Genomic DNA, 19453 nt, shown 5'->3' on the forward strand with positions numbered 1-19453 from the left:
GCCGCCCCTGCCCGCAGGCGGATGGGGGCGGCACGTTGCAGATGGCGCTTACGCGCCAGCCAGGGCTTTCTTGACCAGGCCGGAGACCACGGTCATGTCGGCGCGGCCAGCCAGCTTCGGCTTGAGCACGCCCATCAGCTTGCCCATGTCTTGCGGGCCGGTCGCGCCGGTTTCGGCGACGGCAGCAGCAACTTCGGCGGCGATTTCTTCATCCGACAGACCGGCCGGCATGTACGCCGACAGGATGACCATCTCGGCCTTCTCGATGTCGGCCAGGTCAGGACGGTTGCCGGCTTCAAACTGGCTGATCGAATCCTTGCGCTGCTTGATCATTTTTTCGATCACGGCCAGCACCTGGGTATCGTCCAGCTGGGTCTGCTCGTCGAGTTCCTTGCGCTTGACTTCAGAAATGATCAGGCGCACCGCTGCCAGGCGGCCGGTTTCCTTGGCGCGCATGGCGCTTTTCATGTCTTCGGTCAGTTGTTCTTTTAAGCTCATGGGATCTCCGTATTCAAAAGGGTGAAACGACAAAACCCGCTGCGGCGAAACCGAAGCGGGTTTGCGGACTTCAGCGACTCGCCGGGACTGGCAATGCCGTCACCGGGTCTTGGCCGTCTGAACTGTCTTAGTACAGTTTCTTCGGCAGTTGCTGGCTGCGGATGCGCTTGTAGTGACGCTTCACTGCTGCTGCCAGCTTGCGCTTGCGTTCTGCGGTCGGTTTTTCGTAGAACTCGCGTGCGCGCAGTTCCGTCAACAGACCGGTCTTTTCGATGGTGCGTTTGAAGCGACGCATGGCGACTTCGAACGGCTCGTTTTCTTTAAGGCGGATAGTGGTCATGTAAAAATCAAACCGTTGGATTTAGGGAAGAACGAAATTCTAGCATCGTTTGCAGTCCAGTGGAAGCTTTAATCACGAAGTGGTGTTTTCAAACGTCAACTATTTGCCACTGCCAGACCGGCTGCCACGCCCGATGCCCAAGCCCAATGGAAGTTGTAACCACCGAGCCAACCGGTCACGTCGACCGTCTCGCCGATGAAGTACAGGCCGGGAACATTGTTGGCCATCATCGTCTGCTGCGACAGGCCCTTGGTATCGACGCCGCCCAGCGTGACCTCGGCCTTGCGATAGCCTTCCGAGCCGGTGGGGACGATGGCCCAGCGGTTGATGGCGTCGCCCAGCGCGCGCAGTTTCGCGTCAGCCATGTCAGCCAGGCGCGCCGTGGCGTCAAAGCCATTGGCCGCGAGCAAGCCTTCGGCCAGGCGCGTGGGTAGCCACTGTGTCAGCACATTGCCCAGCTGCTTTTTCTCGGTTTTCTTCAGGCCGATCAGCGTGTCGGCCACGTCCATTTCCGGCAACAGGTTCAGTACGATCGGCGTGCCCGGCTGCCAGTAGCTGGAAATCTGCAGGATCGCCGGACCAGACAGGCCGCGGTGCGTGAACAGCAAGTCTTCACGGAAGTGCCCACCCCGCGCGCCCTTGCCTTTGCTGCTGCCGGTGCTGACCTCGACCTCGAGCGCGATGCCCGCCAGCGGCACGAACGGTTCCCAGCTCGGGCCGTCGAACGTCAGCGGCACCAGGCCCGGACGGGTCTCGATCAGTTTCAGGTCGAATTGCGTGGCGATGCGATAGCCGAGATCGGTCGCGCCGATCTTCGGGATCGACAGGCCGCCCGTGGCGACCACGACACTACCCACCAGCAATTCGCCGGCGTCGGTCTCGATGGCAAAGCCATCATCGGTCTTGCGCACGCCCGCCACCTTGCATGGCATGCGCCACTCGACGCCGCCCAGGTCGCACTCGGCGCGCAGCATCGCGATGATCTGCTCGGCCGAATCGTTGCAGAACAATTGGCCGCGGTGCTTTTCGTGGTGAGCAATTCGATACTTCTTGACGAGCGCCAGGAAGTCTTGCGCCGTGTAGCGCGACAGCGCGCTGCGGCAAAAATGGGGATTGTTCGACAGATAATGCTGCGGCCCGGCGTTGACGTTGGTGAAGTTACAACGCCCACCGCCCGAGATGCGGATCTTTTCGGCCAGCTTGGCCGCGTGGTCGACCAGCACCACGCGCTTGCCGCCCTGTGCCGCCACGGCCGCGCACATCATCCCGGCCGCGCCCGCGCCGATTACCGCCACATCGAATTGATTTGCCATGCCTGCCACCACCTTTGCTCAACCCGCCATTGTAAGGCAGTAGCGGATTGGCGAACAGCGGCGCGGCGGGCCTTTACTCGGCCACTGGCAGGCTGCGGGCGCGGATCTTGCGCGAGACTTCGACGCAGTACGCCACCTGCGTGGCAATCGATGGCGGTACCGGCACCTCGCCGCGCAGCGCGGCGCCGATCCAGGCGGCGGTGGTGGCCGCATCGCGGCCGTCGGGCACGATCGCCAGGTCGTCGGTGGGCGCGTCTCGCTCCACCAGCAGGGCGCGCTGGCCGGCGTGGAACCAGTCGATGCGCTGGGCGCGGTGCGGGTGGGCAACGGTTTCACCCTCGGTGCCGCGCATCAGGAACGCGTCGCCCCGGGTTTCACTGTCGACGCCTTCGAAGTATTCGCCCAGCGTTACCAGGTATTCAGGGTGCGTGTACGAGACCAGGCGCAGCGCCGGGCCGTCGAATGGCTGCAGGATCTTGACAATGGTGTGCGTCGAATTGCGCACGCCCAGCACGCGGCGCAACTCGAGCATGCGCGCCAGTTCCGGGGCCAGGTGCTCGATCGGCATGAAGGCCACGCGGCCATGGACGAACTCGTTATGGACTTCAGCGCCGGTGGTCGCGTCGGTCACGCCCAGTTCGTGCAGGATTTCAGCCGTGGTGACGCGCCCCGGATCGTTGCTCACGCCATGCACCAGCACCGGCACGCCTTCGCGCGCCAGCAGCAGCGCCAGCAGTGGCGTCAGGTTGGCCAGCTTGCGCGAACCGTTATAGGTAGGAATCGATACCGGCGCGAATTCGCCGCGCGGCGCTGGCAGCGGCGTGAACGCGGCGCTTGCTGCATCCATGAAGCCGGCCAGTTCGTCGACCGACTCGCCCTTGATGCGCATGGCAAGCAAAATGGCGCCCAGTTCGAGGTCGGACACGCGGCCCTCGAGGATGGCCGCGTAGAGCCGGTGCGCGTCGTCGCGCGTCATGCTACGCGCCCCTTTCACGCCGCGGCCGATTTCCTTGATGAAGGGGGCTGCGACAAAGCGTTCGATATCGGTAGTCATGACAAAAGGATACACGGGAACGTCGCGCTGCGGCAGCACGCACGGGTGCAGAGCGCAGCGAGACGCCGCCCGACGCCGCCCGACGCTGCCATTTGGGGCCGCGCATGTGCACATACAGCAATTTCCGCTTACACTGATCCATCCCCCAAAAGAAATATAGATCGCATCATGACCAGTACGCCACAAATCGAAAATACCAACGTCAGCTCGTTCGCCCGCATGCCAACGCCGGTCGAGCTGCATACCACCCTGCCGCTGAACGACCGCGCCTATGCCACCGTGATGCAGGGCCGCGAAACGCTGCGCAATATTCTGGATCGCAAGGACAAGCGCCTGTTCGTCGTCGTGGGCCCGTGCTCGATCCATGACCCGGAAGCCGGTCTGGACTATGCGCGCCGCCTCAAGGCGCTGCAGGACGAAGTGAGCGAGACGATGGTGCTGGTGATGCGCGTGTACTTTGAAAAGCCACGCACGACCACCGGCTGGAAGGGCTATATCAATGACCCGTTCATGGACGATTCGTTCCGCGTCGAGGTCGGCATGGAGCGGGCGCGCCAGTTCCTGCTGGACGTCTGCGAAATCGGCTTGCCGACCGCCACCGAGGCGCTCGACCCGATCTCGCCGCAATACCTGGGCGACCTGATCGCCTGGACGGCCATCGGCGCGCGCACGACCGAATCGCAGACGCACCGCGAAATGTCGTCCGGCCTGTCGACGCCCGTGGGCTTCAAGAACGGCACAGATGGCGACGTGAGCATCGCGATCAATGCGGTGCTGTCGTCGTCGAACCCGCATGCGTTCCTGGGCATCAATGGCCAGGGCTCCGTGTCGATCGTGCGCACCAGCGGCAACGCCTATGGCCACGTCGTGCTGCGGGGCGGCGGCGGCCGGCCGAACTATGATTCAGTCTCGGTGGCCATTGCCGAACAGGCGCTGACCAAGGCCAAGCTGCCGGCCAACCTGGTGGTCGACTGCTCGCATGCCAACAGCTACAAGAAGCCGGAACTGCAGCCGCTCGTCATGTCCGACGTCATCCAGCAAATCCGTCATGGCAACAAGTCGCTGGTCGGCGTGATGATCGAGTCGAACATCGTCAGCGGCAGCCAGTCGATTCCGAGCGACCTGTCGCAGCTGGTCTATGGCTGCTCGGTGACCGATGGCTGCATCGGCTGGGAAGAAACCGAAACCATGCTGCGCGAAGCGCACAAGGAATTGCTGCAGCGTCCATAACAAATCGCGCAACATCCGCAGGGTGGGCGGCGGCGCCCTCCGCCCTGCGGTAGAATGCCCGGTTCCGCTCAATCCACCTGGCTTTTTACATGATCGTTCTCGGCGTCGAATCCTCCTGCGATGAAACCGGCTTTGCTCTGTATGACACCGAGCGCGGCCTGCTGTCCCACGCCCTGCATTCGCAGGTCGCGATGCACGAAGAATATGGTGGCGTCGTGCCTGAACTCGCCTCGCGCGACCATATCCGGCGCGCCATTCCGCTGCTGGACGAGGTACTCAAGCGCGCCAATCTGCCGGCGTCCAACATTGACGCCATCGCCTACACGCAAGGCCCTGGCCTGGCCGGCGCGCTGCTGGTCGGCTCGTCGGTGGCGTGCAGCCTGGCGCTCGCGCTCGACAAGCCGGTGCTGGGCGTGCATCACCTCGAAGGCCACCTGCTCTCGCCGCTGCTGGCATCGGAACGCCCGGACTTTCCATTCATTGCGCTCCTCGTCTCGGGCGGTCACACGCAGCTGATGCGCGTCGATGGCGTGGGCAGCTACACGCTGCTGGGCGAAACGCTGGACGATGCGGCCGGCGAAGCCTTCGACAAATCGGCCAAGCTGCTGGGCCTGGGCTATCCGGGTGGCCCGGCGATCTCGCAACTGGCCGAGCGCGGCGATCCGGCAGCCTATAAACTGCCGCGACCGATGTTGCACAGCAAGGATTTCAACTTCAGCTTTTCGGGCCTGAAGACAGCGGTGCTTACCGTCGTCAAGAACCACGACGTCAAGGTGATTGCGGATATCCCCGAACAGGACAAGGCGAACATCGCGCGCGGCTTTGTCGATGCGATTGTCGATGTGCTCACCGCCAAGTGCGTGAGCGCCATGAAGCACACGGGTTTGAGCCGCCTGGTGATCGCGGGCGGCGTTGGCGCCAACAAGCAGTTGCGCGCGTCGCTCAATGCGGCGGCGGCCAAACGCAAGTTCAAGGTCTATTATCCGGAGCTGGAATTTTGCACCGACAATGGCGCGATGATCGCGTTTGCCGGCGCGATGCGTCTCGAGCGCAACCCGGCGCTGGCACAGCGCGATTACGCCTTCAATGTGCGTCCGCGCTGGCCGCTGGACGAGCTCGAAGCGGCCTGAACTCAGCGCCAAAACCAGCCTTAAATCACGAGAAACAGCCTGCCGCCAACATTGAACTTGCCTGTCTGACACCGATCCTACGGTGTGACCGTTGCCATTAAAACGGTGGCAATATCCGTCGATCAAGTTTTACGGAGGTGAGCAATGCGCGTAGTCAGCTGGAATATTCATTGGGGTTGTGGCAAGGACGGTCGGATCCGCATTCACGCGATGATCGACGTGCTGCGCCGCTTGAACCCCGATGTGATTTGCCTGCAAGAGGTGGCTGCCAATCACCCCGAGCTCGAAGGCAGCGCCAGCGCCAACCAGTTCAAGCAACTCGCCGGCGCCTTCGGCGGCTACCACGCGATGGAGCACGCGCCGAGCGAGATTTACCAGAACAATGTCCCGCGCCTGTTCGGTAACCTGATCCTGTCCAAGTACCGCATCTCGCAAGTGCACCGGCACCTGCTGCCGTGGCCGGCTGATCCAGACCATGCGGCCGGTATGCCGCGCGGCCTGCTCGAGACTGTCGTCGAAGCGCCTGGCGGCAAGCTGCGCCTGCTGACGACGCATCTCGAATATTATTCGCCCGTCCAGCGCATGGCACAGGTCAACCGCATCCGCGAACTGCATGCCGAGGCCAGTGCGCGCGCGCTATTGTTCCAGCCTGATCCGAACCTGGACGCGCCGTACCAGTTGGGCTTTCGGCCCGGCTCGGCAATCCTGTGTGGCGATTTCAATTTCGCGCCCGATGCGCCGGATTACGCGGCGCTGCTGGCCCCGCCGGACGGCAGCGCGCTGGCGCTGGTCGATGCCTGGCGCGTCGTGCACGGCGACATGGCGCGTGCGCCAACCACCGGGCTGCACGGCTATCCATGGCCCGAGCGGCCTGAATGCTACGATTATTTCTTCGTCACTGACGACCTGGCGCCACGCCTGACCGCCCTGGACGTGCAGTCCGAGACGGCGGCGTCGGACCACCAGCCGGTGGTCCTCGATCTGACTTAAGCGACGGCGTCGGCCGGCGTTTCCAGGCCAGGAATCTCACGCAGCGCGCGCTCGAATACCTCAGGCAACTGACCGCCGGAAATCAGGTGTTTCTGGTTGATGATCACGGCCGGCACCGACTTGATGCCGGCGTTGAGGAAGAACTGCTCGCGCTCGCGTACCTCGTCCTTGTACTCGTCCGACGCCAGGATGCGCGCCGCCGCTTCGCGCTCCAGGCCCACGCTCTCGACGGCGCGCAGCAGCACAGCGTGGTTGCTCGGGTCTTCGCAGCGGGTGAAATACGCTTCGAGCAGCGCGACCTTGAGCTGGCGCTGCTTGCCTTCTTCTTCGGCCCACGACAGCAGGCGGTGCGCGTCGAAGGTGTTGTAGATGCGGCCGCGCCGCTCCATGTCGAACGTGAAGCCCACGGCGGCGCCGCGCTCGCGGATCATTTCGCGGCTGGATGCCTGCTGCTCGAGGCTGGCGCCATATTTTTCAGTGACGTGCTCGACGATGTCCTGGCCTTCTGGCGGCATGTTCGGGTTCAGTTCGAACGGCTGGAAATGCAGGTCGACGCGCACGTCGTCGCCTAGTGTCAACAGTGCCTGTTCGAGCGATTTGAGACCGACTGCGCACCATGGGCACGAGACGTCCGACACGAAATCAATCCTGAGTTGCTTGGTCATGGCGTATTACCTTTCTGTCCGGCGCGGCCGCGGATGTGCCGCTATTGCCGACCATGGTAACGCCTCGGCAAAAAAGCCGCGCACGCTGCCCTGCTTTGCCTTACTTTGCCTTTCCTGCGCCGGCCGACTTGCTGCCGAGCTTGGATTCCTTGCCGGCGATCAGGTTGCCGATATTGCCGGTGTGACGCCACACGAGCAGCGCGCTCATGACGATCACGGCCACCAGAACCGCATCGACGCCGAACAGCATGCCGTAGTACAAGGGCGCGAAGACGGCAGCCACCAGGGATGCCAGCGACGAGTAGCGAAACGCATAGGCGATGATCATCCAGGTGGCCAGCGTTGCCAGCCCCAGCCATGGATTGATGCCGAGCAGCACGCCCAGCGCGGTGGCCACGCCCTTGCCGCCAACAAAGCGGAAGAACACGGGCCACAGGTGGCCGATGAACACGGCGATGGCCACCAGCGCGATGCCGGTATCGTCCAGCCCGTAGTCGTAGCCATAGCGCATCGCCAGCCAGACGGCCAGCCAGCCCTTGGCCGCATCGCCGATCAGCGTGGCAATCGCGGCTTTCTTGCTGCCGCTGCGCAGCACATTCGTGGCGCCGGGGTTTTTCGAACCATACGTGCGCGGGTCGGACAGGCCGAACGCGTGGCTCATCACGACCGCGAAGGAAATCGAACCGAGCAAATAGGCGGCAATGGTGGCAATCAGGGTGTTCATCGTGTCTCTTTCGTGGGCGCCGGTATCGGGCTCATTCTTCTACCGGAAATTGGTGCGTGAATATACACCATCGGATGCATGCGGCGAAGCTACTCGGCGATGGCGCAGATCACCGGCTGCGCCTGCAGCACATCGACCAGCACGCGCGGATCGATGCCCACCAGATAGCCGCGGCGTCCGCCGTTGATGTAGATCTTGTCGAGCTGCAGGATGCTTTCTTCGACGTACACCGGCATCGCCTTGCGGATGCCGAACGGCGATGTTCCACCAACCAGATACCCTGAATGGCGCTGGGCCACATCCGGCTTGCATGGTTCGACCGACTTGCAGGGGATGGCGCGGGCCAGATTCTTGGTCGACACCTTGCAATCGCCGTGCATCAGGACGATCAATGGCCTGGCTGCTTCATCCTGCATGACCAGGGTCTTGACCACGTCATGTTCCGGCACGCCCAGCGCGCTGGAGGAGACCGATGTACCGCCGTGCTCCTGGTACGCATACGGATGCTCTGAAAAGGCGACGCCATGCTTGCGCAGGAATTGGGTGGCGGGGGTCTCGGAGACGTGCTCTTTCTTGGCCATGCGTGTTACGCTAAAGACGAACAATAGGGGTTTCTATTATGCAGGAAGAACTTCGGTTTGCCACCTTCAATACTTTCAATCTGGCACCGCCCGGTGCACGCTTGTACGACAATCTGGCACCCACGACGGCCGACGAATACGAAGCCAAACTGGACTGGACGGCGCACCAGCTCGACCTGATCAATGCCGACGTGATCGGCTTCCAAGAAATTTTTTCGCAGAGCGTGCTGGCAGAAGTCCTGCAGCGCACGCGGCGCTACCGCGACGCGCACCATATCGGCTTCGATCCCGACCCGGGCGCGGCGCGCCTGACGCCCAGCGTGGCCCTGGTTTCGCGCCTGCCGCTGGCCGAACCGGGCACTGAACTGGGCAAGTTTCCCGCCAATGTCACGATGCCTCCGGGCAGCCGCGACCCCGATCGCTTCACGCGCGCGCCGCTGCATGCGGGCGTGATTGCGCCGTCGGGCGTGGTGATCGACGTGATCGTCGTGCATTTGAAATCGCGCCGCCCCGATTACCGCTCGAGCGACAGCGGAGCCGACCCGCACCTGTACGCGCTGGCATGCCTGCGCTCGCTCATCCGGCGCGGCACCGAGGCCACCGCGCTGCGCGTGCTGCTGACGGATATGGCGCACACGCACCGCCGCCCGCGCATCGTGCTGGGCGACTTCAACGACGTGGCCGATTCGGTGACGACCGAGATCGTGCTGGGAGCCGGCACGCCGCAGGCCGAGCGCCTGTACGACGCGAGCCAGGTGCAGCGCCGGCTGGATCACCAGCGCCATGTGGGGTTTTCGATCCTGCACGACACACGCCACTCGACGATCGACCATATCCTGGTGTCGCCCGAATTCAATCCGGCGCTGCCCGAAGCGATCGGCGAAGTCATCGATGTGGTGTACCTGAACGATCACCTGAACCTGGCATTGCCAGAGTCATCGGACCACGGGCAGGTGCTGGCCAGGATCCGGCTGTTCGACTAGGACCGCTGCATCAAGGCCGCCGCATCACGGCCTCATATACCAGGCCCGGTGCGGACTCAGATTCGGCCGTGTACTGGCCGCGCTGGCATAGAACCCCTGGTAATCGTCGCACCCATGCCGGCGCAGAAAGTCGAGCTGCTCGGCGGTTTCCACGCCCTCTCCCACCACCCGCAGCTGCAGGCTGCGCGCCACCGCGATGATGGCCGGCACCATCGCGGCGTCCACCGGATCGTGCCCGACGTCGCCCACGTAGCTGCGGTCGATCTTGACCGTGGTGAGCGGAAAGCGCCGCAATGCTTCCAGGCTCGACAGGCCGGTGCCGAAGCGGTCGATGCTCAGCCGCACCCCGCGGGCACGCAGCGCCAGCGCCGTATCGGTAAACGCGGGCTCGCCCCGGATCAGCGCGTCTTCTGCGATCTCGAGTTCGAGCGCGGCGGGCGGCAGGCCGGCGCCCTCCAATGCGGCGTCGATTGCCGGCAGCAAGCCGTCGTGTTCCAGTTGGGCGTCCGACAGGTTGACCGCCACCGCGACCGCAGCACCGGCATGGCGCCACGCACGCGCCCGCTGGCACGCTGCGCGCAGCACCCATTCGCCGATCGGGACGATCAGCCCGGACTCCTCGGCCACCGGCAAAAAATCGTGCGGCAACAACAGCCCGCGTTGCGGATGACGCCAGCGCAGCAACGCTTCGACCGATGTCACGCGCCCGGTCGCCACTTCGATTGCAGGCTGGTATTGCAGCATGAATTCCTTGCCGTCGAGCGCCTGGCGCAAGCGGTTCTCAAGCTCGACGCGCTCGATCACGTGGGCGTTCATGGCGGGGCTGAAAAACTGGAAGCTGCCGCGGCCGTTCTGCTTGGCGTGGTACATCGCGACATCTGCGTGGTGCAGCAAGGTATCGACTTCGGCGCCATCGTCAGGGCACAGCGCGATGCCAATGGAGGCCGACAGCGTCACCTCCTGGCCGCCGATGTCGATCGGCAGCGCCACGGCCTGGGTCACGGCGACGGCCACGTGGGCGGCCTGGTCGGCACCCTTGATGTCGGCCAGCAGCACGACGAACTCGTCGCCGCCCAGCCGGCTGATGGTGTCGACCTGGCGCACGCAGGCGCGCACCCGCAGCGCCACTTCGCGCAGCACGATGTCGCCGGCCTGGTGGCCGTGGGTGTCGTTGACGGCCTTGAACTTGTCGAGGTCGAGGAACATGACGGCGGAGCAGCTGCCCTGGCGGCGCCAGGTGGCCAGGGCCTGGTGCAAGCGGTCCAGGAACAGGATGCGGTTGGGCAGGCCCGTGAGGGCGTCGTGCTCGGCCTGGTGGCGCACCTGCTCTTCGATGCGCTTGCGCTCGCTGATGTCGGACAGCATCGCCATATAGCTCGACACGTCGCCGTGCGCATCGCGAATGGCCGTCAGCGTGACGCGCACCGGATAGCGCTGGCCGTTGCTGCGCGCGCTGGCCAGTTCGCCTTCCCAGTGGTCGGCCCCCTCGAGCCCTGTCCAGATGCGCTGATAAAAGTCGTCGTCCACGCCCCAGCCGAGGCTGGCCAGCGGCTGGCCGATGATCTGCTCGGGCGCATGCCCGGTGATGGCGGTGAAGGCGCCATTGACGGCGCGCACGCGGTACTCGGCATCCATCATGATGATGGCGTCGCGCGCATTCTGGAACACTTGTGCGGCCTGCTCGAGATTGGTCTCGGCTTCTTTGCGCGCCGTGATGTCGATTTCCATGCAGAACACTTCGTGCATCACGTCGTCGTGCTTGACGGGATAGTGGCACGAATAGACCCAGTGGCGGCGGCCCGTCATCGATTGCACGAGCCAGTCGCTTGCCTGCGGCGCCTGGCCGGTGCGCCAGATGGTGGCGATGACGTCTTCGAATTCGGGCTGGCGGTCGAGGTGGAACACCAGGTCGCGAAACGCGCGGCCCACGGCGTCACCCGACGGGATGCCGTACAGCTCTTCGCTGGCATGGTTCCAGAAGCGGATGATGCCAGCGCGGTCCATCGAGTGCACGGCAACGGCCGGCGCCAGCTCGAGGGCCGTAACGAAATGGTAGAGCCAGTCGAAGGCTTGTACGCCGGCCCCGGATGGGTCAGCCGCCGGACGACCCGGGGAATCTGGCAGTAGCTTGCTCACGGCAGCGCCTTTCGCTTGGGCGGTGACAGCAATCAGGGATACAAGCCTGTCAGTGGCATGCTGCGAGACACGCTTTGTGTGCGAAGCGGCAAATGGCGCGCTGGCAAAAAATCGGGGAGGTAAGAAGGCAATTGCACCCTGCCATCAACTCGGGCAGCCAGCTGGCAGCTTGTCGCATTCAGATGGCTCAGACCGCAATTGCCGCGGTTAGTTCAATGATGGGTTCAGGCCGGGCTGGCAGGCACGGCTGCCGGAGCGACCGCGTCGCTGTCGGCATTGTTGTCGCTGTCGCTGGTGCTGTCGCTGGTGCTGTCGCTGTCTTGCACGATGGCGTTGCCATCGGCATCGACGTCATTCTTTGGTTCGAGCTTGCGCTTGGCCTTGTCGTCGGCCTTGCGCTTCTTGTCGAGTTCCCGTTGCCGTTTTTCGTATTGAAAATTATTCCGTGCCATAGTCACCTCGATATGATGGAGCGGTAGGGCTACCGTCCTGACCGGCCATTATGGACTACCGCGCCGATCCCGGCTTGCCTTAACGCTAACCGCGGGGATGATGCTCGGTGTGCAGGCGCTTGAGGCGTTCGCGCGCCACGTGGGTATAAATCTGCGTGGTCGAGATATCGGCGTGGCCCAGCAGCAGTTGCACCACGCGCAGATCGGCGCCATGGTTGAGCAGGTGCGTCGCGAACGCGTGGCGCAGCGTGTGTGGCGACAGCGGCCCGGTGATGCCGGCCTTCTTGGCGTGCTTCTTGATCAGGATCCAGAACATCTGGCGCGTCATCGGACCGCCGCGGCTCGTGACGAACAGGGCGTCGTCCATCTGGCCATTGAGGATGATGCCGCGCGCATCCTTCAGATAGCGCTCGATCCAGCGCCGCGCCTCTTCGCCAAACGGCACCAGGCGCGTCTTGCTGCCCTTGCCCGTCACGCGCAGCACGCCATCGTTGAGGCTCACTTCGACCAGCTTCAGAGCCACCAGTTCCGACACCCGTAAACCGCTGGCATACATCAGCTCGAGCATCGTGCGTTCGCGCAGGCCCAGTGGCGTGGCGACGTCGGGCGCAGCGAGCAGCGCCTCGACCTGGCTTTCGTTCACCGTGTGCACGAACCGGGTCGGCTGGCGCGCCGACGCCATCTTCAGGCACGGGTCGACGTCGATGCGGTTGCGGCGCAGCGCCAGGCCATAGAAGCGCTTGAGCACCGACAACCGGCGGTTGGCCGTGCTCGGGCGCGAATCGGGATGGCGCTCGGCAAAATAGGCAGCCAGGTCGTCCGCGCCGACGCCCAGCAGGCCGCGCTCGGGCTGGCGCGCGTGCAGCCAGGTGGCGAACAGGCGCATGTCGCGCCGGTAGGCGTCGAGCGAGTTCTTGGCCAGGCCCTGTTCCAGCCAGAGCGTGTCGCAGAACTCGTCGATCAGGGAAAGATCGACTGCTGTTGCCATGGGCTTGCGGTGGCGCCTTCATGGCGCAGCAACCAGCGTTTCACCGACAGGTGAAAGCCGTTTTCGTCATCCTGGTTGGCAAAGCCGCCCAGGCCGCCGGTGGCGGTGACGCGGTGGCACGGGATCACGAGCGGGAACCGGTTGGCGCCGCAGGCCTGGCCCACGGCGCGCGGGGCCGAGCCGATCACGCGCGCCACGTGCCCGTACGTGCGCACGGCGCCACGTGGGATCGCGTGGATGTGCTGCCAGACCTTGCGCTGGAATTCGGTGCCGACGTCCAGCAGCGGCAGGTCGAACACGGCATCGGGATCCTGCAGGTAGCGCGCGACCTGCTGCGCTGCCTGCCCGGCCAGCGCGCTGTCGGCGCTTTTCTCGGCGAACGATGGCGGCAGGTAGACCAGCTCGCAGACCTTGTCGTCGGCCGTGCGGATGCCCAGCGCGCCAAAGGGCGCCGGTACGATGGCGTTGAACAACAGGGAGGCACGATCTGGCTTCATGGCGATGGTTGGCAGTGCGCGGCAACGGGACCATCCCGCTGGCAGGCACCCCGGCATCTTACCCGCCGCAGCGCGTGCGCGGCCAGTCGTTTGGCATCGGGAAACGAAAAACAGGCGAAAAAAAAGCGCACCATCAGGTGCGCTCCAATTCGGGTCACGTCTCCGGTCGTTTGGCAGTGCCAACGACTTCTGTAAAACGTGGTGTCTCCTCGAATATTCTCCGGTACGAATACCGTTCTTATAGCAATGCTCCCCCAAAACCTGTACTGCTTGTTACTGGCCCTGCACCGCACCACTTCAGTGCGTATGAGCGCCATGATAACGCAAATGCTTATAGAAAATGTATCTTTTAGGTCACAAAATTACAAAATTGTTTTACTTATAAACAAAATGCACTTGCCAAGCGCACCGCAGACTCAGCGTGCAACTTCGCGCAGGATAGCATGTACGGTCTCCTTGCCGATCCTGTTTTCCATCTGGCCGTACACCGGCTGCAATGCGCGGCGCCATTCGGCCTGCTGGGCCGGGTTGAGCGTATGGATCACGGTCGTGCCTGCCCGACGGATTTTTTCCATCGACTCGTCGTTGGCGCGCTGGGCAATCTGCTTTTCGTACACGGTCGCTTCGCGCATCGCCCGCGCCAGAATCGTGCGCGTCGCCGCCGGCAAGCCATCCCAGAATTTCTTGTTGACGATCACGGCGTAACCCAGATAGCCGTGGTTCGACACAGTCAGGTGCTTCTGCGTTTCGTGCATGCGCTGCGTGTACATGTTCGACGGCGTGTTTTCCGTGCCTTCCACCACACCATCGCGCAGCGCCGGCGCGGCTTCCGAAAACGCCAGCACCATCGGCTGCGCGCCCAGCGCACGCATCTGCGCATCGAGCACCATGGAGGCCTGGATACGCATGCGCACCCCGTCGAAATCCTTCAGCGCGACCAGTGGCTGGTTAGCCGACATGACCTTGAAACCGTTGTCCCAGAACGCCAGGCCGGTGATGCCCTTCGGTTCGAGCTTGCGCAGCAGCTCGCGCCCGATGCGCCCTTCCGTCACCTTGTACAGTGCCGCCTTGTCCGGAAAAATATACGGCAAGTCGAACGCTTCGAATTCGCGCACGCCCAGCGGCGAAAACTTGGCCAGCGACGGCGCCAGCATCTGCACGGCGCCCAGTTGCAGCGCTTCGAGCTCTTCGCGGTCCTTGTACAACTGGCTGTTCGGATAGACTTCCACCCTGACCTGACCGCGCGTCATTTGCTCGGCCAGCGCCTTGAACCGCTCGGCGGCGCGGCCCTTGGGCGTATCCGGCGCCACCACGTGACTGAACTTGATCACGATCGGCCCTTGTGCCCAGGCATTCATGCTGGCGGCTGCGGCCAATGCAGCGCACAGCGCGCGCACGGCCAGGAGATTGAGTTGCATGACGGTTCGATTCTTCCTGATGAAACGTTACACTGGCACATGTCGCATTGCCCGCCATCGCGACGGTGCCACGATGCGCCCGACAGTGTAACCAAAACAGGACCTTGCATGAAATTTCCGTTCATCCAGCCCGGGGAGACAGCCGACCTGGACGCCGAACCCGAGCCGCGTGCGCGCTCGCGCGGCTGGCGTTTCCTGCGCTGGATGGTGCCGATCCTGCTGGTGCTGCTGTTCCTCGCTGTGCTGATCTGGCTGCCCTGGCAGGCACGCCAGATGGAAAGCAACGATCGGCAAGAGCAATTGATTGCCGATACGCTGTGGGTCGAGCAGACGCTGCGCTTCGAGCTGGCGCGCAGCGAAGAAGCGCTGGCTGCGCTGGGCGCCGATCTAGTCGTCGCGCCGCTGCCCCCGGCCAAGCTGACGGCGCGCTTCCGCCAGATGTTTACCAATGGCCCCGAACTGGTGCGCGTGGTCTGGAGCGATGCCGACGGCGTTCAACAAGCCATCCACGGCAGCGACCTGCCTGCCGCCGGCCTGCCCCCTGCCACCTTGCTGGCCGGCGAGATGGCGCGCTCGATCCGGCGCGGCCGCTACAGCGTGCCGTACGGCGCCACCGCGTCCACCCATGGCGTGATCGATTACTACCTGCCGCTGTTTCGCGGCGGCCAGTTTGCCGGCAGCCTGGTGGCGACCTACAGCCTGCAGGTGCTGCTGGATGAAACGGTGCCGTGGTGGTTCGCACAGGACAATGCGCTGACGCTGCTCGACCGCAATGAGCTGCCGGTGGCGCGCCGTGCGTCGGGCGGCCCGGGCCGCAACGTCTACACGCACCAGCGCGAGCTCGACCTGCCGGGCGCCCAACTGGTGCTGTCGACCAACAGCGTCAAGCGCGCGCCGCAACTGCTACCGAACCTGCTGGTGGGCTCGGTGATCGTGCTGGCGCTTGGCTTGTTGATGAGTCTGGCAGCGCTGTGGCGCCACATCTCGCGCACGCTGGCGGCCGAGGCTGCGCTGCGCCAGCAGATGGCGTTTCGCACGGCCATGGAAAACTCGCTGATCACGGGCCTGCGCGCGCGCGACCTCGAAGGCCGCGTGACCTACGTGAACCGCGCCTTTTGCCAGATCGTCGGCCTGTCGCAGGAAGAATTGATCGGCAAAAAACCACCGATGGCGTACTGGGCACCGGAAGCGATGGCCGAATACGAAGACCGCTTCCAGGGCATCCTGTCGGGCAAGGTCACACCGCAGTTCGAGACCGTGTTCCAGCGGCCGGATGAAGTGCGTGTGCCGGTGCTGGTGTTCGAGTCGCCGCTGGTCGACGTCGACGGGCGCCATACCGGCTGGATGAGCTCGGTGCTCGACATCACGGACCGCAAGCGCGTCGAAGAGCTCAATCGCCAGCAGGAAGAAAAGCTGCAGGCCAGCGCGCGTCTGGCCACGATGGGCGAGCTGTCGTCGATGCTGGCGCACGAACTGAACCAGCCGCTGGCCGCGATCTCGAGCTACACGGTGGGCGCACTGAACATGCTCGACCGCGCTGCCGGCACCGGCCAGGAAGTCAAGCCCGGCATGCTGCGCCACGCGCTGGAACAGGCGCGCCAGCAAGCCCAGCGTGCCGGGCACATCATCCGCAGCGTGCACGAGTTCGTGAAGAAACGCGAACCGCTGCGCCAGGAACTGACGATCCGCAGCGTGATTGCCAGCGTGCATGCACTGATCGAGTTGCAGGCGCGCCAGGCCGGCGTGGTCTTGCGCGTGCACTTGCCACCGGGCTTGCCGCCGGTGCTGGCCGACCGCGTCCTGCTCGAGCAGGTGCTGCTGAACCTCACGCGCAACGGCATCCAGGCCATGCAGGACACCGTGCCGGACCAGCGCGTGCTGCGCATCGAGGCGGCGCACATCGACGACCAGGTGGCCGTCTCGGTGATCGACCGCGGCCACGGCATCTCGCCCGAAGTGGCCGAGCGGCTGTTTTCGCCGTTCTATTCGACCAAGGCCGAGGGCATGGGCATGGGACTGTCGATCTGCCGCACGGCGATCGAGTTCCACGGCGGCACCCTGAGCCACGCGCCGTATCCGCCCGGAGGCACCGTGTTCACGTTTTCGCTGCCCGCGCAGGCAGGGAGTCGGGCGGTCGGCTAGAATCGCGTGCGGCGCCCTGCCCGACTATTACGGAGACCCCCATGCTGCACATCGTCGACGACGAAGAAGTCATACGCGATTCGCTCGCCTGGCTGGCGCAATCGCGCGGCCTCAACGTGCGCAGCTATCCCGGCGGCCAGGAATTCCTCGACGTCATCAAGGACCTCGACGGCAGCGGCGACTGCGTGCTGCTCGACGTGCGCATGCCCGGCATGAACGGCATTGCCGTGTTCGACCAGTTGATCGGCCGCGGCCTGCTGCCGCGCCTGCCGGTGATTTTTCTGACCGGCCACGGCGAGGTGCCGATGGCGGTCGATTCCCTCAAGCGCGGCGCTTTTGATTTCTTCGAGAAACCGTTTAATGACAATGTCTTGATGGACCGCGTGGAAGAAGCGCTGGCCGCCTCGCGCAAGGCGGCCACATCCGCTGCGGTGCAGGCGCGGCTGGCGACGCTGTCCACGCGCGAACGCGAAGTGCTCGACCTGATCCTGGCCGGCATGATGAACAAGGTGGTGGCCGACAAGCTCGGCATCAGCATGCGCACGGTCGAGGTTCACCGGGCCCATATCTTCGACAAGATGCAGGTCAAGACGGCGGTGGAACTGGCCGGCCTGCTCAAGTAAATGCCGGCGGCGCGCTCGCGCTGCCTTCACCCTGTCTTCATTTCCTGCGCGTAAAGGGTCTGAAGGGTGCGCAACAGCCTTGTAAAATAATGTCTGAACGCGCTGCGGCCAGGGCGCCGCGATGCACAGGCTCTTTCAGGAAATGCGCATGAACGAAAAGACAGTTGCAGACAAGATGTTTTTACGCACGGCGAAATCAATGCTCGTGCTCAATGGCCAAGCCAATCCGATCATGACGGCGCAGATGCCGGCCGACATCGTCAAACAAGGGGACGGCCCATTCGACGTCATCCTGATGTTTTGCCTGGGTCAGAGCGACCTCGCGCACTACCTGCCGCTCGCCAAACAACAGCTGAGCGATACCGGCTCGCTCTGGATCGCGTACCTGAAGCAGACAGCGTCGAAGGCAACCGACATCAACCGTGACTCGATCAATGCCTATGCCAAAGAGCATGGGATTACCGGCGTGGCCATGATTTCCATCGATGGCGACTGGTCGGCGCTGCGCCTGAAACGCATCGCAGTCTAGGTGGCCGCATCGGGCCAGGCGCCATGGCGCGCCAGTGCCCATGCCACATGCTCGCGCACCAGTTCCGATGGATGATCGGCCCGCGCTTGCAGCGCCGCCACGATGGCTGCATCGCCGCGCAACTGCTGCGCCGCATTGCCCAGCCCCACCGCCAGATTGCGCAACCAGCGCTCGTGCCCGATGCGGCGGATCGGACTGCCTTCCATACGCCGGTTGAATTCGGCGTCGTCCCACGCAAACAGGCCGATCAGGTCGCCCTCGCCCAGGCCGTTGCGCTCGTCGAAATCGGGCACCTGCGCCCGCTGCGCAAACTTGTTCCACGGGCAGGCCACCTGGCAATCGTCGCAGCCGTAGATGCGGTTGCCGATCAGCGGGCGCAACTCTTCGGGGATGCTGCTTTTGAGCTCGATCGTCAGGTACGAGATGCAGCGCCGCGCGTCGAGCTTGCCCGGGCCCAGGATCGCGCCGGTCGGGCACATGTCGATGCACGCGGTGCAGCCGCCGCAATGCTTGCCGGTAGGCGGGTCGACCGGCAGCGGCAGGTCGATCAGGATTTCGCCGATGAAGAAGGTCGAGCCGGCCGCGCGCGACAGCAGCAGCGTGTGCTTGCCGCGCCAGCCCAGGCCGGCTTTTTCGGCCAGCGGCAATTCCATCACGGGCGCCGAGTCGGTGAACACGCGAAAGCCGAACGGTCCGATGTTCTCCTGGATTTTCTCGGCCAGCGCCTGCAGGCGGTTGCGCAGCACCTTGTGGTAGTCGCGGCCCCGCGCATACACCGACACGACGGCCGCGTTCGGGTCAGCCTGGCGCAGGCGTTCCCCGGCGCGCCAGTCGCCCTGGCGTTCGGTCGGCAGATAGTCCATCCGCACCACGATAGCGCGCACGGTCCCGGGCACGAGTTCGGCCGGCCGCGCACGCTTCATGCCGTGGGTTGCCATATAATCCATCTCGCCGTGGTAGCCCGCATCCAGCCACGCTTGCAGGCCCGCTTCCAGGTGCCCCAGGTCGACATCGGCAATGCGCACGTCGGCAAAGCCCAGCCCCGCGCCCCATCCCTTGATGGCGCGCGCTAGCTGGGGCAGATCGACGGATGAGGTTGGGGAATCGGACATACCGGGGTGGGAACACCACAAGAAAAGAATGCAGTACAACACGCTATT

20 protein-coding genes are annotated in these 19453 nt (G+C 64.2%); 7 read left to right on the forward strand and 13 right to left on the reverse strand.

Going from position 1 to position 19453, the window contains the following annotated elements:
• Positions 1-48: 48 nt before the first annotated feature.
• The 4 genes from AC56LW_RS05600 to ybiB all read right to left on the reverse strand — a co-directional run bounded on the left by AC56LW_RS05600 (position 49) and on the right by ybiB (position 3205).
• Positions 49-498, reverse strand: a complete 450-nt coding sequence (locus AC56LW_RS05600) for a GatB/YqeY domain-containing protein (RefSeq protein ID WP_183556374.1) — start codon at positions 496-498, stop codon at positions 49-51.
• A gap of 127 nt (positions 499-625) precedes the next feature.
• Complete coding sequence (rpsU, locus tag AC56LW_RS05605) at positions 626-838, reverse strand: 30S ribosomal protein S21 (RefSeq protein WP_005665410.1); 213 nt, start codon at positions 836-838, stop codon at positions 626-628.
• A 95-nt stretch (positions 839-933) separates the two neighbouring features.
• Positions 934-2151 (reverse strand): BaiN/RdsA family NAD(P)/FAD-dependent oxidoreductase, encoded by a 1218-nt coding sequence (locus AC56LW_RS05610; protein ID WP_499632546.1) that lies wholly within the window; start codon positions 2149-2151, stop codon positions 934-936.
• A 73-nt stretch (positions 2152-2224) separates the two neighbouring features.
• Positions 2225-3205, reverse strand: coding sequence for a DNA-binding protein YbiB (ybiB, locus tag AC56LW_RS05615; RefSeq protein ID WP_258835593.1), 981 nt, complete (start codon positions 3203-3205; stop codon positions 2225-2227).
• Positions 3206-3373: 168 nt separating this feature from the next.
• Here ybiB and AC56LW_RS05620 point away from each other — a divergent pair, with 168 nt between their 5' ends.
• The 3 genes from AC56LW_RS05620 (at position 3374) to AC56LW_RS05630 (ending at position 6555) form a co-directional block, all read left to right on the forward strand.
• The gene (locus AC56LW_RS05620; RefSeq protein WP_499632548.1) at positions 3374-4435 is read left to right on the forward strand and encodes a 3-deoxy-7-phosphoheptulonate synthase; all 1062 of its coding nucleotides are present in this window, start codon (positions 3374-3376) and stop codon (positions 4433-4435) included.
• 89 nt (positions 4436-4524) lie between these two features.
• Positions 4525-5565, forward strand: coding sequence for a tRNA (adenosine(37)-N6)-threonylcarbamoyltransferase complex transferase subunit TsaD (gene tsaD, locus AC56LW_RS05625; RefSeq protein ID WP_499503699.1), 1041 nt, complete (start codon positions 4525-4527; stop codon positions 5563-5565).
• Between the two features lie 144 nt (positions 5566-5709).
• Positions 5710-6555, forward strand: coding sequence for an endonuclease/exonuclease/phosphatase family protein (locus AC56LW_RS05630; RefSeq protein ID WP_183556369.1), 846 nt, complete (start codon positions 5710-5712; stop codon positions 6553-6555).
• Here the strand turns inward: AC56LW_RS05630 and AC56LW_RS05635 are convergent.
• From AC56LW_RS05635 to ybaK, 3 genes are all read right to left on the reverse strand, one after another.
• Positions 6552-7220, reverse strand: a complete 669-nt coding sequence (locus AC56LW_RS05635; protein WP_499455525.1) for a DsbA family oxidoreductase — start codon at positions 7218-7220, stop codon at positions 6552-6554. The two genes, AC56LW_RS05630 and AC56LW_RS05635, sit on opposite strands and share 4 nt — an antisense overlap.
• 100 nt (positions 7221-7320) lie before the next feature.
• Complete coding sequence (plsY, locus tag AC56LW_RS05640; RefSeq protein WP_499632551.1) at positions 7321-7944, reverse strand: glycerol-3-phosphate 1-O-acyltransferase PlsY; 624 nt, start codon at positions 7942-7944, stop codon at positions 7321-7323.
• An 89-nt stretch (positions 7945-8033) separates the two neighbouring features.
• On the reverse strand, positions 8034-8525 hold the full coding sequence (gene ybaK, locus AC56LW_RS05645) for a Cys-tRNA(Pro) deacylase (protein WP_499559237.1): 492 nt from the start codon (positions 8523-8525) through the stop codon (positions 8034-8036).
• Positions 8526-8563: 38 nt separating this feature from the next.
• Here ybaK and AC56LW_RS05650 point away from each other — a divergent pair, with 38 nt between their 5' ends.
• Positions 8564-9508 (forward strand): endonuclease/exonuclease/phosphatase family protein, encoded by a 945-nt coding sequence (locus AC56LW_RS05650; protein ID WP_499559235.1) that lies wholly within the window; start codon positions 8564-8566, stop codon positions 9506-9508.
• 24 nt (positions 9509-9532) lie between these two features.
• On the opposite strand, the gene AC56LW_RS05655 is transcribed toward AC56LW_RS05650, so the two are convergent.
• The 5 genes from AC56LW_RS05655 to AC56LW_RS05675 all read right to left on the reverse strand — a co-directional run bounded on the left by AC56LW_RS05655 (position 9533) and on the right by AC56LW_RS05675 (position 14984).
• Entirely contained in the window at positions 9533-11644 is a 2112-nt protein-coding gene (locus AC56LW_RS05655; protein ID WP_499632554.1) for a putative bifunctional diguanylate cyclase/phosphodiesterase, read from the reverse strand.
• A gap of 224 nt (positions 11645-11868) precedes the next feature.
• Complete coding sequence (locus AC56LW_RS05660; protein ID WP_499632557.1) at positions 11869-12096, reverse strand: hypothetical protein; 228 nt, start codon at positions 12094-12096, stop codon at positions 11869-11871.
• A gap of 85 nt (positions 12097-12181) precedes the next feature.
• Positions 12182-13084, reverse strand: a complete 903-nt coding sequence (gene xerD, locus AC56LW_RS05665; protein ID WP_499632560.1) for a site-specific tyrosine recombinase XerD — start codon at positions 13082-13084, stop codon at positions 12182-12184.
• Positions 13057-13581: a methylated-DNA--[protein]-cysteine S-methyltransferase gene (locus AC56LW_RS05670; RefSeq protein WP_332532322.1), complete on the reverse strand. Its 525-nt coding sequence runs from the start codon at positions 13579-13581 to the stop codon at positions 13057-13059. Before AC56LW_RS05670 ends, xerD begins: the two co-directional genes overlap by 28 nt.
• A 416-nt stretch (positions 13582-13997) precedes the next feature.
• On the reverse strand, positions 13998-14984 hold the full coding sequence (locus AC56LW_RS05675; RefSeq protein ID WP_499632902.1) for a TRAP transporter substrate-binding protein: 987 nt from the start codon (positions 14982-14984) through the stop codon (positions 13998-14000).
• Between the two features lie 123 nt (positions 14985-15107).
• On the opposite strand from AC56LW_RS05675, the gene AC56LW_RS05680 reads away from it, so the two are divergent.
• The 3 genes from AC56LW_RS05680 to AC56LW_RS05690 all read left to right on the forward strand — a co-directional run bounded on the left by AC56LW_RS05680 (position 15108) and on the right by AC56LW_RS05690 (position 18293).
• Positions 15108-17141 carry a two-component system sensor histidine kinase NtrB gene (locus tag AC56LW_RS05680; RefSeq protein ID WP_499632572.1) on the forward strand — a complete coding sequence of 678 codons (2034 nt, stop codon included), beginning with the start codon at positions 15108-15110 and terminating at the stop codon, positions 17139-17141.
• A 41-nt stretch (positions 17142-17182) separates the two neighbouring features.
• Complete coding sequence (locus tag AC56LW_RS05685; RefSeq protein WP_332532320.1) at positions 17183-17764, forward strand: response regulator transcription factor; 582 nt, start codon at positions 17183-17185, stop codon at positions 17762-17764.
• A 148-nt stretch (positions 17765-17912) separates the two neighbouring features.
• The gene (locus tag AC56LW_RS05690; protein WP_499632576.1) at positions 17913-18293 is read left to right on the forward strand and encodes a DUF3052 family protein; all 381 of its coding nucleotides are present in this window, start codon (positions 17913-17915) and stop codon (positions 18291-18293) included.
• Here AC56LW_RS05690 and queG read toward each other — a convergent pair.
• A complete protein-coding gene (gene queG / locus AC56LW_RS05695) occupies positions 18290-19405 on the reverse strand; it encodes a tRNA epoxyqueuosine(34) reductase QueG (protein ID WP_499632579.1) in 1116 nt (371 codons plus the stop codon). The two genes, AC56LW_RS05690 and queG, sit on opposite strands and share 4 nt — an antisense overlap.
• Positions 19406-19453: the final 48 nt, after the last annotated feature.

Source organism: Telluria sp. LT2P80 (genome assembly GCF_059685955.1).